Here is a 16003-nt window from a genome sequence, read left to right as displayed (position 1 = left end):
TTGAAGTGACTAATTAGACCAAACCATTACGTTAAATAAGTGAGGATCTGCCTATATGGCACGCGAAGATCATATTGAAATGGAAGGCGTTATTGTTGATACCCTTCCCAACACCATGTTCCGTGTTGAGCTGGAAAACGGCCACGTCGTGACCGCTCATATTTCAGGCAAGATGCGCAAAAACTACATCCGCATCCTGACAGGTGACAAGGTAAAAGTAGAGCTGACGCCCTACGATCTGTCAAAAGGCCGTATTGTTTATCGCTCGCGCTAAGCCTTGGTAACGCCTACAAGCAAACACTGCCCGCGCATGCACGCATCCTGACTGAAAATATAGCGTAAGTACGGCGCCGCTCTCTGGAAACGACAACGCCCCGTCGGATGACAGGGCGCTGTGCTTTAGTTAGGCATGAGAGAAGGGCTTGATGTAGACTTAGGTAGCCTTAGCGCCCTTTTCAGGGCGCATCCGCCATCTCCGACTCCGTTGACAAATGCAGCTCTCCTTCTTCAAGGCTTACGTGCACGATGCCGCCTTGATCAGCCAGCTCGCCAAATAGAATCATCTCAGCCAACGGTTTCTTCAGTTTCTCCTGGATCAAGCGGGCCATTGGGCGTGCCCCCATATCGGGATCGTAACCTTTCTCTGCCAACCAGTCTCTCGCGGTATCATCGACTTCAAGTTGCACACGCTTTTCGTCCAACTGTGCCTGTAGCTCGATCAAGAACTTATCAACAACGTTTCGCACAACAGACGTTTGCAGCGCATGGAACTGGATAATACCATCCAAGCGGTTGCGGAACTCAGGCGAGAAGGTGCGACGAATCACTTCCATCGCGTCAGTTGAGTGGTCTTGGCTTTGGAAACCGATAGAGCGCCGTGATGCCTGCTCTGCCCCTGCGTTAGAGGTCATAATGAGGATCACGTGACGGAAATCCGCCTCACGACCATTGTTGTCTGTCAAACGGCCATGATCCATAACTTGCAGGAGCAAGTTAAACACTTCTGGATGCGCTTTCTCAATTTCATCTAGCAGCAATACACAATGCGGCTGCTTAGTGACGGCTTCCGTTAATAACCCACCTTGGTCATAGCCTACGTAGCCCGGAGGGGCACCAATCAAGCGTGAAACAGTATGACGCTCCATGTACTCAGACATATCAAAGCGCACTAACTCAATACCCATGATATGCGCCAACTGCTTAGCCACTTCGGTTTTACCAACACCCGTTGGGCCAGCAAACAAGAAACTGCCCACGGGCTTATCTGGCGATTTCAAACCGGCACGAGAAAGCTTAATAGCAGCGGAGAGTGTATCGATGGCTTCATCTTGACCAAATACCAACATTTTCAAGTCGCGGTCGAGCTTTTCAAGCAACTTACGATCAGAGCTTGAGACACTTTTTGGCGGTATACGCGCAATAGACGCTACTACCGCCTCCACCTGCTCAACATCGATGGTGTTAGTCCGCACTTCTGGCGGTAACATCCGCTGGTGCGCACCAGCCTCATCAATCACATCGATGGCTTTATCGGGTAAGTAACGATCATTGATATAGCGGTCGGCCAAACGAGCAGCACTCTCTAGTGCACCATCGGTGTACTTAAGCTCATGGTGTTCTTCAAAGCGCGAACGCAACCCTTTTAGGATTTTGATAGTGTCATCTACTGAAGGCGCCAGCACATCCACTTTTTGGAATCGACGAGCCAGGGCACGATCTTTCTCAAAAATGCCGCGAAACTCTTGGAACGTTGTCGAGCCGATACAACGCAACTCACCCGAAGAAAGCAAAGGCTTCAGTAAGTTAGATGCATCCATTACACCACCCGAAGCGGCTCCCGCCCCGATGACGGTGTGAATTTCGTCAATAAAGAGCACGGCGTTAGGCTGCTTGCGTAATTCACTAAGCAAGCTTTTCAGGCGCTTCTCGAAATCGCCACGATATTTAGTGCCCGCTAACAGCGCACCCATATCAAGCGAGTAAACCACTGCATCGGCAATAACGTCAGGCACGTCTTCTTCAACAATGCGCTTTGCCAAGCCTTCCGCAATAGCTGTTTTACCAACACCGGCCTCGCCAACCAGCAGGGGGTTATTCTTGCGACGGCGAGCAAGGATTTGCACAACGCGCTCAAGCTCATGGTCGCGACCAATCAATGGATCTATTTTGCCTTGACGCGCGTGCTCATTCAGGTTGGTAGCGTAACCGGTTAACGGATGCGCTGCGCTTTCAGAGCTACCCTCTTCAGCATCTTCACTCTCTTGAGAAGACGGCGATGGAGCAGGTCCATGGCCAGACACTTTAGAAATACCGTGCGCGATGTAGTTAACAGCGTCTACGCGCGCAACGCTTTGTTGCTTGAGGAAGTAAACCGCTTGGCTTTCCTGCTCAGAGAAAATAGCGACCAGCACATTCGCGCCAGTCACTTCACTCTTTCCAGATGACTGCACATGAAATACAGCACGTTGCAATACGCGCTGAAAACCAAGTGTTGGTTGTGTTTCGCGATCCGCCTGACTTTCAGGAATCAGTGGCGTGGTCGAATTAATAAAATCCTGCAGATCGGACCGCAGCTTATCGAGATTCGCCCCACAGGCCTTCAGCACATCAACCGCTGACGCATTATCCAGCAGCGCCAGGAGCAAGTGCTCAACGGTCATAAACTCGTGGCGCTTTGAGCGAGCCACGGTGAAGGCCGTGTTCAGGGTAAGTTCAAGTTCTTTGCTCAGCATGGCAGTCCCCTTTTCGCTACTACCTAGGGCTTATCGCCACCTAGGGCTTGCGTCGGATCAGTTTAATCGACCGGCACTTTCAACATCGGGTACAAATGGCGCACTTGCAAGGCCCATCGCTAATTTTTTTCAACGCTTTCAGTCAGCAGCTTCGATATCACACATTAAAGGATGCTCGCATTCGCGGGCATATTCATTGACTTGGTAACTTTTCGTTTCTGCAATATCCCGTGTAAAGATACCGCACGTCGCTTTACCTTGGGTATGCACCGCAAGCATCACTTGCACCGCTTGCTCACTATCCATGTTAAAAAATCCCTGCAATACCTCGACGACAAACTCCATCGGCGTGAAATCATCGTTGTGAAGTATCACTTTGTACAACGGCGGCCGAGCAAGCTCAGGCTCAGCTGACTGAACGGCTAGGTCATCATCGTATTCAGGCGCATCAGGCCGAGTCATTCCTGCGTGCAGGGTAGCCATGATGTATAGGCTGTCTGTAGTAGGCATAAGCAGCAAGGTTTATCGTCTCTTAGCTGGCGGGTGGTGTCTTACGGCGCTTGAATCATCCATCCTAGCTTTAAGTGCACTAACTTTAATTACGCTAGATTCGATCACTCTGATTTTGCTCTCCACAGTAAGACGCTCGTTACCAGCAAGGGTTCATGGAAAATACAAAATTAGCATACTAAATAAGACAAAAAACCCTCGCCCACCAAGGCGGGCGAGGGAGATCACAGCGTTTTAATACGCGTTGCTCAACGGCAGCGCAGATTGCTGGTGATTTAAGTCTTAACCGTTAGCGACCATTGCAAGGGCTTCGTTGAGCGTCTTACTTGGGCGCATGACTTGGCTCGCCACTTCCCCATTCGGGTGGTAATAGCCTTTAAGGTCAACAGGCTGGCCTTGCACGCTATTCAGCTCGTCAATGATGGTAGCTTCATTGGCTTTCAGCGTTTCTACCAAACGGGCAAAGCGTGTTTTCAATTCAGCGTCTTGATCTTGAGCTGCCAATGCTTCTGCCCAATACAGCGCCAAATAGAAGTGGCTGCCACGGTTATCAAGCTCGCCCACTTTGCGTGAAGGTGATTTGTTGCTTTCTAGGAACTTGCCGTTAGCTTCATCCAACGCTTTCGCCAGCAACTTAGCACGGTCGTTGCCAAAACGTTTGGCGAGATGCTCCAAAGAAGCAACCAGCGCCAGGAACTCACCAAGGCTGTCCCAACGCAGGTGGTTCTCTTCAAGCAGCTGCTGAACGTGCTTAGGTGCGGAACCACCGGCGCCTGTTTCAAACAGACCACCGCCATCCATCAACGGCACGATGGAAAGCATTTTAGCACTAGTGCCCAGCTCGAGGATCGGGAATAGGTCGGTCAGGTAATCGCGGAGAATGTTACCTGTTACAGAGATCGTGTCGAGACCACGAATCACACGCTCAAGGGTGTAACGCATCGCCCGAACTTGGGACATGATGTGGATTTCAAGCCCATCAGTGTCGTGATCCTTGAGATACGTTTTAACCTTCTTGATCAACTCGTTTTCGTGCGGGCGGTAAGGGTCGAGCCAGAACACCGTTGGCATACCAGAATCACGGCAGCGCTCAACAGCCAACTTCACCCAGTCGCGAATCGGTGCATCTTTGACCTGACACATACGCCAGATATCGCCCTGCTCCACAGTCTGCGACAGCAGTACTTCGCCTGTGTCCAGGTCAGTAATGTTAGCAACACCATCTTCCGGCACCTCGAAGGTCTTATCGTGAGAGCCATACTCTTCGGCTTTCTGCGCCATTAGACCAACATTAGGAACGGTACCCATAGTTGCCGGATCAAACGCGCCGTGCCACTTACAGAAGTTGATCATCTCCTGATAGATACGCGCGAACGTCGACTCAGGCATGACGGCTTTGACGTCCTTGAGACGACCATCAGCACCGTACATTTTACCGCCCGCACGAATCATCGCCGGCATTGAAGCGTCAACAATTACATCGCTGGGTGAGTGGAAGTTGGTGATGCCGCGAGCCGAATCAACCATTGCCAGCTCTGGGCGCTTGTCATGGCACGCATGCAAGTCACTAATGACTTCATCACGTTGAGATTCTGGCAAGGTCGCAATTTTATCGTAGAGATTAGCGATGCCGTTGTTAACATCGACACCCAACTCTTTGAAGAGCTCACCGTGCTTCTCAAAGGCGTCCTTGTAGAAAATTTTGACGCAGTGCCCAAACACGATGGGGTGCGACACCTTCATCATCGTCGCTTTTACGTGCAATGAGAACATCACACCGGTCTTACGCGCATCCTCGATTTCACGCTCGTAAAAATCCAGCAGCGCTTTCTTGCTCATAAACATGCTGTCGATGATTTCGCCTTCCAGTAGCTCGACCCGAGGCTTGAGCACCTTGGTTTCACCGCTGGCGGTGATCAGCTCCATCTTGACGTTGCGGGCGCGATCCAGGGTCATCGACTTCTCACCATGGTAGAAGTCGCCACTATGCATGTGCGAAACATGGGTACGTGACGCCTGGCTCCACTCCCCCATAGAATGCGGGTACTTGCGGGCGTACTCTTTCACGGCTTTCGGTGCGCGACGGTCGGAATTACCTTCACGCAATACAGGGTTAACTGCGCTGCCTTTCACTTTGTCATAGCGCGCTTTGATATCTTTCTCTTCATCGCTGCTTGGGTCGTCCGGATACTCGGGCAGCTTGTAACCTTGTTCTTGCAGCTCTTTGATCACAGCGCGCAGTTGCGGCATTGAGGCGCTGATATTCGGTAATTTGATGATATTGGCTTCAGGAACCTTGGCAAGTGCACCCAATTCGGCCAAGTGGTCTTCAATACGCTGCTCTTCAGTCAAGTAGTCTGGAAATAAAGAGAGAACGCGAGCCGCCAGGGAGATATCCCGGGTTTCCACCTCGATGCCAGCAGCGTCGGTGAAAGCATCAATAATCGGTAGCAAAGAGTATGTCGCGAGCGCAGGCGCTTCGTCGGTGAGCGTGTAAATGATCTTCGGCGTTTTAGACATTTTGCGTTAACCTCTTTTTTCTATCGCTGTGATTATAGAGATCCTGAGCGACGCGACTTCTTCAACGAGAGACCATGCCGCGAAGCAGGCGGGGCCATTTAATTTGGCTTTCCCGGTTATCAATCGGTGGTTTTTACGGTGGTTATTTCAGTGATAATTACGACAACTCCAGCACGACATAAACGCTATTCAAAGGCAGCTTTTTAAGAACTGCCTTTGCAGGATTAGCCTCAAAGTATACCAGCGCTGCATTTTAATCGCATGAGAGATTGTCGACAAATCAAGGGCACCCTTCTAAAGAGATTATGAGCACTTTATATTTACTGCATAAACCCTATCGTATGCTCTCTCAGTTTACCGATAAACAAGGCCGCGCCACATTAGCCGATGTTATAGATGTGCCCGGCGTGTACGCCGCAGGGCGGCTTGATTATGACTCTGAGGGCCTGCTGTTATTAAGTGATGACGGCAGCCTCATTCACCGTATCGCCCACCCACGTCACAAGCAGCCCAAAACTTACTGGGTGCAGCTCGAAGGGCAGATTAATGATGAGGCAATTAGTGCTCTCAAAAACGGTGTCACCTTAAAAGATGGCCCAACCCAGCCGGCAAAAGCCCGGCGCATTGAGCCACCTGCCATTGCACAACGCGACTCAAGGATTGACCCTAAGCTCCACCCCACCACCAGTTGGTTAGAGTTAACAATCAGCGAAGGCCGTAACCGCCAAGTTCGGCGCATGACTGCCCATGTAGGGTTTCCTACGTTGAGATTGATACGCGCGGCGATTGGCACATGGCAACTTGGTGACCTTGCCCCCGGCGAGTGGCGCAAACAAACACTGCACGCTCCACGCCCCACTAAAGCGCCAAAGCGCAGCGGCGCACCTCGGCACAGGCACTCCAAATGAGCAGTGAGATGATAAAAAACGCCATCATCAGAAGCACCGTTGCCTGCGTGATTCAGCACAACAATCGTTTCTTAATGGTGGAAGAAGCCCGCGGCGGTAGGCAAACCGTTTTTAACCAACCGGCTGGGCACGTAGAGCCAGGCGAAGGTCCTATGGTAGCCATCTTGCGCGAAGTGCAAGAAGAAACTGCTTGGCAGGTGACGCTAACCGACTACTTAGGTCTTTATGTCTTCCACACGCCAGAAGGCCTTACCTTTCATAGCCATGGTTTTATAGCCACACCAGACGTCATGCTCTCGTCCCCCATTGATAGCGACATCACCGCCACTCACTGGCTCACATTGAATGACATCAAAGCCCTCGGCAATGCCGGTCGGCTGCGCAGCCCCCTGGTACTTAAAAGGATCGAAAACGCCATTAACGGCCAATGTTATCCCCTGACCGTGATTCATGAGTGAAGCACTCGAAGCACCAAGCCTCCATCGTGTATAATCAGCGCCCAATTGCACACTACTTCAACTGAGGATGCCAATGACATCCACCCAAGGCACGTCTATCCCTGAAGCGCCCGAGACCCCAAAAGTAATCGTTGGCATGTCGGGCGGCGTTGATTCATCGGTTTCTGCTCTCCTTCTTCTCCAACAAGGGTACGAGGTTGAGGGCCTGTTTATGAAGAATTGGGATGAAGACGACGGCACTGAATACTGCACGGCAAAAGAAGATCTTGCCGATGCAGAGGCCGTGTGTGAGAAGCTGGGCATCAAATTGCATACGGCCAATTTCGCATCTGAGTATTGGGATAACGTCTTCGAGCACTTTTTGGCCGAATATAAAGCGGGCAGAACGCCCAATCCCGATATCCTTTGCAACCGAGAAATCAAGTTTAAGGTCTTTCTAGACTACGCTGAAATGTTAGGCGCCGATAAAATCGCGACCGGGCACTATGTTCGACAAGGGATTCGCGAAGGACGCCCGCGCCTGCTAAAAGGTGTAGATAGCAATAAAGATCAAAGCTATTTCCTGCACGCCGTGCCTGAAGCAGCGATTGCTCGCACTCTGTTTCCTGTTGGTGAGCTGGAAAAACCTGTCGTTAGAGCCTTAGCTGAACAGCACGATCTTATTACCGCCAAGAAAAAAGACTCTACTGGTATTTGCTTTATCGGCGAGCGCCGCTTCCGCGATTTTTTGCAGCAATACCTGCCCGCACAACCCGGCAATATTGAAACGCCCGGAGGCGATGTCATTGGCAAGCATATGGGGCTGATGTACTACACCCTTGGGCAGCGCCAAGGCTTAGGCATTGGTGGTCTCGCCAACTATTCGGAAGACCCATGGTACGTAGCGGCCAAAGACCTTGAGCGCAATGTATTGATTGTCGTCCAAGGCAAGCATCACCCACTGCTGTTCACCAATGCTTTGGCCACTGAAGCCATGGATTGGGTAGCAGGTGAACCGCCTGCCGCACAGGGCCGTTACACCGCAAAAACCCGCTATCGTCAAAGTGATTGCCCATGTGAAATCCATGCACTGCCCGATGGTACTGTAGAGGTGGTGTTTGATGATCCTCAGTGGGCGGTTACACCGGGCCAGTCATTGGTGCTTTATGATGATGAAATTTGCTTAGGCGGCGGTGTTATTCGCGCCACTTGGAATACCACGGAGGCCGCTGCATGAGCGCTACCCCTATTCATCGCGCGCCGGATTCTCAAGCCGCTCGCCAAGCACTAGCACTAGCCGGCGTCTTCCAATCCGCTAGTTTGGTAGATGAACTCGCGCGTACTGGACAAGTAGATCCTCGCGCCTGGGAAACACTCATCAATGCAACCGTGGACACTAACCCGGAAAGCTTTGAAGCTATTTATGGCGGCCATCCCAATAATTTACGCCGCGGGTTAGAAACACTCGAAGCCCTGGTTGGCCGTAAACAAGCCAATCCTGTGGTTCTCCGTTACGGTTTTTCGCTGCTACTTTTAATGAACAAACTGCGCACCGACCGCCATATGATGGAGTTACTTGGTCAAAAGCTTTCCCATGTACAGGGGCAGGCAGAGCACTTCGGCAGCACTCATGAAAATGTGATTGCAAGCCTCGGTGATGCCTACCAAGAAACCATTTCGACGTTTAAAACCCGCATCGTGGTTCAGGGCGACCCCTCTTTACTGCAGACTCGCATGATGCCCGAGCGGGTGCGCGCCTGCTTGATGGCGGGCATACGTTTTGCGCTGCTATGGCACCAGCAAGGCGGCCGTCGCTGGAAGCTTGTTTTCCAGCGTAAAGCGTTGAGGCGCGCGCTTGATAGCCTTGGCTAACGCGCCCAAAGATCATCTCGGCACTTCGAGCAATTTCTTTTCGACATATTGCTGTTCGAACCATTGACTTCAGACCACCTTGGAAACCAAGCCATGCAACTCTCTGCTTTGACCGCCCTCTCCCCCGTTGACGGACGCTACGGCGCAAAAGCCGCCGCACTACGGGAGCACTTCAGCGAATTCGGTCTTATCCGTGCTCGCGTGATTGTGGAAGTGCGCTGGCTGCAGCGCCTTGCGGACCACAGCCAAATTGTCGAAGTACCGCCGCTATCAGTCGAAGCGACGGCTTTTCTTGAGCAGTTGATTCGTGACTTTTCTGTCGAAGATGCCGAACGCATTAAAGAAATAGAGCGCACCACCAACCACGATGTCAAAGCAGTTGAGTATTTCTTGAAAGAGAAGATTGCGGGGCAGCCCGAGCTCAACGCGGTCACTGAATTTATTCACTTCGCTTGCACCAGCGAAGACATCAACAATCTTTCCTACGGCGTTATGCTGGCAGATGGGCTAAAGGCCATTCTGCCCACCCTGCATGAAGTCGCCGATGAGATTGCCAAATTGGCCATTGCGCATGCAGCTCAACCAATGCTTTCACGCACCCATGGACAAACCGCCAGCCCCACAACGCTAGGCAAGGAAATGGCCAACGTGGCCTACCGCCTTAAGCGCCAGCTCAAACAAATCGAACGCGTTGAGATTCTGGGTAAAATTAACGGTGCTGTGGGTAATTACAACGCCCACCTGACGACCTACCCAGACATTGACTGGGAAGCCAACGCACGCACCTTTGTGGAAGGCTTAGGACTGAACTTCAACCCCTATACCACACAGATTGAGCCGCACGACTACATTGCCGAGCTTTTCGATGCAATTTGCCGTTTCAACACCATTTTGATCGATTTTGATCGCGACGTGTGGGGCTATATTTCGCTGGGTTACTTCAAGCAGCGCACCGTCGAAGGCGAAATTGGCTCATCGACCATGCCGCATAAAGTTAACCCAATTGACTTTGAAAACTCGGAAGGCAACCTTGGGTTGGCCAATGCCGTGCTTAATCATCTGGCCCAAAAACTACCGATTTCACGCTGGCAGCGCGACCTGACGGATTCCACTGTGTTGCGCAACTTAGGCGTTGGCCTGGCGTACGGCCTAATTGGCTATCACGCCAGTCTCAAGGGCATCAGCAAACTGGAAGCAAATCCTGAGCGCTTAGCTGAAGACCTGGATAACAGCTGGGAAGTACTGGCTGAGCCAATTCAAACGGTCATGCGTCGCTATGGCATCGAAAAGCCCTACGAAAAGCTTAAAGAATTAACCCGCGGCAAACGTATTGACCAAGCAGGCTTTGCTGCTTTTATTGATACGCTTGAGCTCCCCGAGTCGGTTAAAAATGAGCTGAAAGCCCTCTCTCCTGCCAGCTATATTGGTAATGCGAAGGCTCAAGCCGAAGCACTTAACCAGCGGCTTGCTGCACTCTAAACGACGCACTGCGCCCTTAGTAAGACGCAGCGCTCATTTGAACTAGGATAACGCCATGAGCCAACACGATAAGCCACTCACATTGCTGGGCGATTTAACGCCTGAAGACTTCTTGGCCAATTACTGGCAGCAGAAGCCGCTGCTGATTCGTGGCGCTATCCCCGATTTTATTAGCCCCATCGATCCAGATGAGCTAGCCGGGCTTGCCTGCGAACCCGGTGTAGAAGCGCGCCTTGTAGAAGAAAATGGGCCTGATGGCCCCTGGCAGGTTTCCCACGGCCCGTTTGACGACGCAACGTTTGAGCGGTTGCCGGAAGGCAACTGGAGCCTCCTTGTTCAAGCCGTCGATCACTACGTACCGTCTATCGCTGCACTAATGGATGAATTTGATTTCCTTCCCCGTTGGCGATTGGACGACATCATGGTCAGCTATGCGCCGCCTGGTGGTAGCGTCGGCCCACATATCGACCAATACGATGTTTTCCTATTGCAGGCTAGCGGCCACCGACGCTGGCAACTAGGCGGTAAGCAGCCAGACAACGCGTCTATTATCCAAGGTATTGATCTACGTATTCTTGAAACCTTTGAGATTGAAGCTGACTCTGACTGGACGTTAGCACCGGGCGATATGCTTTATCTTCCCCCCGGCTGGGCGCACCATGGCGTTAGTCAAACCGACGACTGCATGACTATCTCGGTAGGGTTTAGGGCACCATCAGCGGATGAAGCCATCACATCCTACGCCGACTATCTAGGAGAGCAGCTTTCTGACGCCCACCGCTATAGCGATGCAGGCATGTCTCCTGCAAGCCAAGTGGGTGAATTAGATGATGCTGCCGTTGAGCGTATGCGCCAGTTCGTACTTTCCACCTTGGATAATCCTGAGCAAATAGCCCAGTGGTTTGGTCGCGTCATGACCCAACCGAAATATATTGACCAAGTAGCGCCCCTTGAAGTGCCAATGACAGAAATTGACCTTGTTGCGCAACTACAAGACGGTGAACCACTGTTTCATATGCCAGGCTCCCGCTTTGCTTGGCGAAGCGATGCCAATGGCACCACGCTCTTTGTCGACGGCGACGGACATTCCTGCTCCAAAGATCTTGCCAAGCGGCTTGCAGACCCATCGCCCATGTATGAAGACGTACTTGCCATTGATGGGGCAGCAGCACTGATAACACAGTTAGTAAACACTGGAAGTTTAGGCTTTATGGGCGAAGAGGATGATGAGGAGTAGCGGTGTCGACGACAACGATTATTAAAGGTGATTGGAGTACGCTAAAGGACATAGCCTCCGATATCCGCCGCGTGGTGTTTATCGAAGAGCAGTGCGTACCTCAAGAGGAAGAGTGGGATGGCCGTGACGAAGAGTGTCACCACTTCATTGCCTATCTTAAGGGTCAGCCAGTGGGGACGGCGCGACTGCTGCCCGACGGCCATATTGGACGCGTTGCAGTATTAGATAGCGCGCGTGGTGCTGGCATTGGCTATCAACTTATGGAAGCTGCCATCCAGGCGGCCAGAGAAGCAGGCCATACCCATGTAGCGCTGAGCGCTCAATTGCACGCTCTCGCCTTTTATCAGCGCTTGGGATTTGTAGTGCACGGAAGCACTTTTATGGATGCTGGAATACCGCATCGAGAGATGTTACTAACGCTGTAGTTTCTTTTTTTCACTACTGTTGTGATCGATCAATAAGAGCGCCATTTGCTATGTGGCGCTTTTTTTGCTCCATTTTCAGCTCACCTGACGAAAAACGACTACACAAACAGAGCGTTTCAGCACGCTCCTGTAGTTGAACTACAACCCCTTCTGCCCCCAAGTGACAATTGTTGAACCTGCCGTTCTCGTTGATAGTTATTGCACCGCAGCGTTATGGCGCAACATCGAAGGTAGCCAAACTAGAAACGCTGTAACCGACGTTTAAATAAGCGTCTCAACAATGATGACTCTCCGATGCGACGTTTGACTAAGAGACGTTTTGCTCAGAGACAATTGGCGTAGAGACAGCGCAGCGAATTTCGATAATGCTGAACACATCTTCGCAGGTGCAGCATAAGAATAAGCTAACTTGCGAATAGCTATCATGACCCCGGAGGAAACAGCTTATGTCAGGACTGCTCGACGATATCAAAGCAATGGCCCAACTGCGCGAAGCTCAAGGCGGCAAATGGGAAGCGATCAAACCTGAATACGCTGCACGCATGCGTGCTCAGAACCGTTTTCATACCGGTTTAGATATTGCACGCTACACTGCAAAAATTATGCGTGATGATATGGCGGCCTACGACGCCGACACGTCTAAATACACGCAGTCTCTGGGGTGCTGGCACGGTTTTATTGGGCAACAAAAACTAATTTCCATTAAAAAGCACTTTGGCACGACTAAGCGCAGCTATCTCTACCTGTCAGGCTGGATGGTAGCCGCCTTACGTTCTGAGTTCGGCCCGCTGCCGGATCAATCCATGCATGAAAAAACATCTGTCGCTGACCTGATAGAAGAGCTTTACACCTTCTTGAAGCAGGCAGATGCATGGGAGCTTAACCACCTGTTCCGTGCCCTGGATGATGCCAAAGAAGCAGGCGATAGCGCTAAAGAGCAAGAACTTATCAGCAAAATCGATAACTACGAAACGCACATCGTACCGATCATCGCTGATATCGATGCTGGTTTTGGCAATGCTGAAGCGACCTACCTCTTGGCCAAGAAATTCATTCAAGCCGGTGCATGCTGTATCCAGCTTGAAAACCAAGTTTCCGATGAGAAACAGTGCGGCCACCAGGATGGCAAAGTCACCGTTCCTCACGAAGACTTTTTGGCAAAAATCAATGCAGTGCGCTATGCCTTCCTTGAGCTCGGCATTGAAGATGGCGTTATCGTAGCGCGCACCGACTCGCTAGGTGCAGGCCTGACCCAAAAAATCGCAGTGACTAATGAGCCCGGCGACTTAGGCGACCAGTACAACAGCTTCTTAGATGGCGATGTCATCGAAAATGCTAGCGACATCAATAATGGTGATGTGGTTATCAAACAAAACGGTAAGCTGGTTAAGCCGAAGCGTTTAGCATCAGGCCTCTACCAGTTCAAACCGGGGACTGGCGAAGACCGTGTTGTGCTTGACTGTATCACCAGCCTGCAAAACGGTGCTGACCTGCTGTGGATTGAGACTGAGAAGCCACACGTTGGCCAAATTGCCAGCATGGTTAACCGCATCCGCGCCGTAGTGCCCGACGCTAAGCTGGTGTACAACAACTCACCGTCATTTAACTGGACGCTGAACTTCCGCCAGCAAGTATTTGATGCCTGGGAAAAAGAAGGCAAAGATGTTTCCGCTTACCAGCGTGACAAGCTAATGGGTGTTGAATACGACAACACTGAGCTTGGTCAGCTAGCGGATGAGTGGACACGCAACTTCCAGCGCGATGGCGCTCGTGAAGCTGGCATTTTCCACCACCTAATCACTCTGCCGACGTACCACACAGCAGCACTATCTACAGATAACCTAGCGAAAGGCTACTTTGGTGATGAAGGCATGCTTGCCTACGTCGCAGGGGTACAACGCCAGGAAATTCGCCAAGGTATTGCCACTGTACGACACCAGGATATGGCTGGCTCTAACATTGGCGACGACCATAAAGAGTTTTTCCATGGCGACGCGGCGCTTAAAGCCGGTGGCAAAGACAACACCATGAACCAGTTCGGCTAAACATTTAATTAGCATTACACAACAGGGGGCTTAGGCCCCCTGTTTTTTTATAAGTTAGCCTTACAATATCCCTCTCCTGATCAAGCATCGTGCTCACTTTTACACATTACTTTCTTAATACTTGTCTACACTTTAGTCCATGATCTTTCTTATTGATGGCTAGTCAAAACTAGTCGCTTAGGTTATCTTTGGCGAACGCTGTTCTATAACTAGCATACGTATTACCACCGCCGCTGCCTAGCAGCCATGCGGGCCAAGACACACTGGAGGTTTGAATGAAACGTTTACTACCTATTGCAGCATTGAGCATTCTCACGCTGGCAGGTTGTGCAAACACTGCGCCTTACTCAGGTGATGTATACCGTGGTAATCAAGCGCAAACAGGCCAAAGCGTGGCCTATGGCACTATCGTGGCGGTTCGTCCTGTACAAATCCAAGCAGACAGCCGTACAGGCAACCTGTTGGGCGGTGGTGGCGGTGCTGTCATCGGCGGTCTGCTAGGCAGCCAAGTTGGCGGTGGTTCTGGTCGTCAGCTAGCAACTGTCGCGGGTGCATTGGGTGGCGCAGTTGCCGGTACCGCAGTGGAAGACCGCGCAAACCGCATTAGCGCGTTAGAAATGGAAATTCGTCGCGATGATGGCACGGACGTAATCGTGGTCCAAAGTGCTGACCGTCAATATCAAGCAGGTCAGCGTGTTCGCCTGATTGGCAGCGGCGCTAACTTAAGCGTAGCTCCTTACTAAGCTCGTATCACCAAACGCTTCCTAGCCAACAACACAGGTAGCGCCATAAAAGAAAAATGCCCGGCCAAGTAGACTTGGTCGGGCATTTTTGTCACCTTAATTAACAGCTAGCAAGGCATAATTTAGTGGGTCACTTTATTGCTCGCCCAGCTTGCCAGCTTTGCGACAATCAAACCGATAATGGCCAGCAGGATAACGACCAGAAGAATATCGACTGGACGAACCAGCGTTGTGGCACCCAACACGGCTAATGCCGCCACCCATAAATAGCGGTTGTCACCATGAGTTTTTAATACCTCAGGCAGCATTTTATCCAGCCCCTGACTGACACTGCTATCCCAGCGTTTGTTCGCAAAGTAGGCAATTAGCACAAAGGCGATAACCCAAATCAAGAAGATCGTCATAACCAGCTCCAGTGAATGTTGTCTAAAGGGGGAAAAGAAGTTGTCGTAGGGTATCCCCGGTTACCCCGTGGCGCAATAGCGCCAAAGGAGTGAGAGGAGGAAAAAGCCTGCTTACCCCCTGACAAGCAGGCTCTCACGCGTTACCATGTTGGGACATGCACTCACCGAAAGGTTATTAAATGCAAATTGCGCAAAACTCGGTTGTCGCGTTCCACTACACCCTGACCAATGATGCAGGTGAAGTGCTAGACAGTTCCGAAGGCCGTGAGCCGCTGACGTATCTACACGGCGCTGGCAATATTATTCCGGGTCTGGAAAAAGAACTCGAAGGCCGTGCCGAAGGCGATAAGCTGAACGTAAAAGTAACCCCAGAAGAGGGCTACGGTGAAGTTCAAGAACAGCTGATGCAAGAAGTACCTCGCGATGCGTTCCAAGGTGTTGAAAGCATTGAGCCGGGCATGCAGTTCCAGGCCCAGACTCAAGGCGGCCCGCTGATGGTTACCGTCAAGAAAGTTGAAGGCGACACAGTTGTAGTTGATGGCAACCACCCGCTGGCTGGCCAACATCTTAACTTCGATGTTGAGATTGCAACCGTTCGTGAAGCGAGCCAGGAAGAAGTCGAGCACGGTCATGTGCACGGCGAAGGCGGCGTAGAGCACTAAGTTGCTTAACGCGTGCTTATAGGGCGGCC

The 16003-nt window shown here is 51.4% G+C and carries 15 protein-coding genes; 11 read left to right on the top strand and 4 right to left on the bottom strand.

Going from position 1 to position 16003, the window contains the following annotated elements:
- Positions 1-55: 55 nt before the first annotated feature.
- Positions 56-274 carry a translation initiation factor IF-1 gene (gene infA / locus B6A39_RS05405; protein WP_007111068.1) on the top strand — a complete coding sequence of 73 codons (219 nt, stop codon included), beginning with the start codon at positions 56-58 and terminating at the stop codon, positions 272-274.
- A gap of 181 nt (positions 275-455) precedes the next feature.
- Here infA and clpA read toward each other — a convergent pair whose 3' ends face one another.
- From clpA to B6A39_RS05390, 3 genes are all read right to left on the bottom strand, one after another.
- Positions 456-2732, bottom strand: coding sequence for an ATP-dependent Clp protease ATP-binding subunit ClpA (gene clpA / locus B6A39_RS05400; RefSeq protein WP_083002201.1), 2277 nt, complete (start codon positions 2730-2732; stop codon positions 456-458).
- A 138-nt stretch (positions 2733-2870) separates the two neighbouring features.
- Positions 2871-3215, bottom strand: a complete 345-nt coding sequence (clpS, locus tag B6A39_RS05395) for an ATP-dependent Clp protease adapter ClpS (RefSeq protein ID WP_198036759.1) — start codon at positions 3213-3215, stop codon at positions 2871-2873.
- Positions 3216-3524: 309 nt separating this feature from the next.
- Positions 3525-5762, bottom strand: a complete 2238-nt coding sequence (locus B6A39_RS05390; protein ID WP_083002196.1) for an NADP-dependent isocitrate dehydrogenase — start codon at positions 5760-5762, stop codon at positions 3525-3527.
- Positions 5763-6067: 305 nt separating this feature from the next.
- On the opposite strand from B6A39_RS05390, the gene B6A39_RS05385 reads away from it, so the two are divergent.
- From B6A39_RS05385 to B6A39_RS05345, 9 genes are all read left to right on the top strand, one after another.
- On the top strand, positions 6068-6670 hold the full coding sequence (locus B6A39_RS05385; protein ID WP_083002191.1) for a pseudouridine synthase: 603 nt from the start codon (positions 6068-6070) through the stop codon (positions 6668-6670).
- Positions 6671-6678: 8 nt separating this feature from the next.
- Positions 6679-7128, top strand: a complete 450-nt coding sequence (locus tag B6A39_RS05380) for an NUDIX hydrolase (RefSeq protein ID WP_083007854.1) — start codon at positions 6679-6681, stop codon at positions 7126-7128.
- 73 nt (positions 7129-7201) lie between these two features.
- The gene (mnmA, locus tag B6A39_RS05375) at positions 7202-8344 is read left to right on the top strand and encodes a tRNA 2-thiouridine(34) synthase MnmA (protein ID WP_083002188.1); all 1143 of its coding nucleotides are present in this window, start codon (positions 7202-7204) and stop codon (positions 8342-8344) included.
- On the top strand, positions 8341-8979 hold the full coding sequence (hflD, locus tag B6A39_RS05370; protein WP_083002185.1) for a high frequency lysogenization protein HflD: 639 nt from the start codon (positions 8341-8343) through the stop codon (positions 8977-8979). The genes mnmA and hflD overlap by 4 nt, the downstream gene beginning before the upstream one ends.
- 93 nt (positions 8980-9072) lie before the next feature.
- Positions 9073-10458 carry an adenylosuccinate lyase gene (gene purB / locus B6A39_RS05365; RefSeq protein ID WP_083002182.1) on the top strand — a complete coding sequence of 462 codons (1386 nt, stop codon included), beginning with the start codon at positions 9073-9075 and terminating at the stop codon, positions 10456-10458.
- A 55-nt stretch (positions 10459-10513) separates the two neighbouring features.
- Complete coding sequence (locus tag B6A39_RS05360) at positions 10514-11695, top strand: cupin domain-containing protein (protein WP_083002177.1); 1182 nt, start codon at positions 10514-10516, stop codon at positions 11693-11695.
- Positions 11696-11697: 2 nt separating this feature from the next.
- The gene (locus B6A39_RS05355) at positions 11698-12120 is read left to right on the top strand and encodes a GNAT family N-acetyltransferase (protein ID WP_083002173.1); all 423 of its coding nucleotides are present in this window, start codon (positions 11698-11700) and stop codon (positions 12118-12120) included.
- 446 nt (positions 12121-12566) lie between these two features.
- Positions 12567-14165 (top strand): isocitrate lyase, encoded by a 1599-nt coding sequence (locus tag B6A39_RS05350; RefSeq protein ID WP_083002168.1) that lies wholly within the window; start codon positions 12567-12569, stop codon positions 14163-14165.
- A 275-nt stretch (positions 14166-14440) separates the two neighbouring features.
- Complete coding sequence (locus B6A39_RS05345; RefSeq protein WP_083002164.1) at positions 14441-14908, top strand: glycine zipper 2TM domain-containing protein; 468 nt, start codon at positions 14441-14443, stop codon at positions 14906-14908.
- 122 nt (positions 14909-15030) lie between these two features.
- Here the strand turns inward: B6A39_RS05345 and B6A39_RS05340 are convergent, their stop codons facing one another.
- Positions 15031-15312, bottom strand: coding sequence for a hypothetical protein (locus B6A39_RS05340; protein WP_083002159.1), 282 nt, complete (start codon positions 15310-15312; stop codon positions 15031-15033).
- A 179-nt stretch (positions 15313-15491) separates the two neighbouring features.
- On the opposite strand from B6A39_RS05340, the gene B6A39_RS05335 reads away from it, so the two are divergent.
- Complete coding sequence (locus B6A39_RS05335; protein ID WP_009722554.1) at positions 15492-15974, top strand: FKBP-type peptidyl-prolyl cis-trans isomerase; 483 nt, start codon at positions 15492-15494, stop codon at positions 15972-15974.
- Positions 15975-16003 lie beyond the last annotated feature (29 nt).

Origin of the sequence: Halomonas sp. GT (assembly GCF_002082565.1) — a bacterium.
Taxonomy (GTDB): Bacteria; Pseudomonadota; Gammaproteobacteria; order Pseudomonadales; family Halomonadaceae; genus Vreelandella.
The sequence above is the reverse complement of the archived record's forward strand: the minus strand, read 5'-3'. Positions and strand labels throughout refer to the sequence as shown.

Coding starts and splice junctions, on each gene's coding strand:
- infA (WP_007111068.1), top strand. CDS start 56: ATGGCACGCGAAGATCATATTGAAATGGAAGGCGTTATTGTTGATACC.
- clpA (WP_083002201.1), bottom strand. CDS start 2,732: ATGCTGAGCAAAGAACTTGAACTTACCCTGAACACGGCCTTCACCGTG.
- clpS (WP_198036759.1), bottom strand. CDS start 3,215: ATGGCTACCCTGCACGCAGGAATGACTCGGCCTGATGCGCCTGAATAC.
- B6A39_RS05390 (WP_083002196.1), bottom strand. CDS start 5,762: ATGTCTAAAACGCCGAAGATCATTTACACGCTCACCGACGAAGCGCCT.
- B6A39_RS05385 (WP_083002191.1), top strand. CDS start 6,068: ATGAGCACTTTATATTTACTGCATAAACCCTATCGTATGCTCTCTCAG.
- B6A39_RS05380 (WP_083007854.1), top strand. CDS start 6,679: ATGATAAAAAACGCCATCATCAGAAGCACCGTTGCCTGCGTGATTCAG.
- mnmA (WP_083002188.1), top strand. CDS start 7,202: ATGACATCCACCCAAGGCACGTCTATCCCTGAAGCGCCCGAGACCCCA.
- hflD (WP_083002185.1), top strand. CDS start 8,341: ATGAGCGCTACCCCTATTCATCGCGCGCCGGATTCTCAAGCCGCTCGC.
- purB (WP_083002182.1), top strand. CDS start 9,073: ATGCAACTCTCTGCTTTGACCGCCCTCTCCCCCGTTGACGGACGCTAC.
- B6A39_RS05360 (WP_083002177.1), top strand. CDS start 10,514: ATGAGCCAACACGATAAGCCACTCACATTGCTGGGCGATTTAACGCCT.
- B6A39_RS05350 (WP_083002168.1), top strand. CDS start 12,567: ATGTCAGGACTGCTCGACGATATCAAAGCAATGGCCCAACTGCGCGAA.
- B6A39_RS05345 (WP_083002164.1), top strand. CDS start 14,441: ATGAAACGTTTACTACCTATTGCAGCATTGAGCATTCTCACGCTGGCA.
- B6A39_RS05340 (WP_083002159.1), bottom strand. CDS start 15,312: ATGACGATCTTCTTGATTTGGGTTATCGCCTTTGTGCTAATTGCCTAC.
- B6A39_RS05335 (WP_009722554.1), top strand. CDS start 15,492: ATGCAAATTGCGCAAAACTCGGTTGTCGCGTTCCACTACACCCTGACC.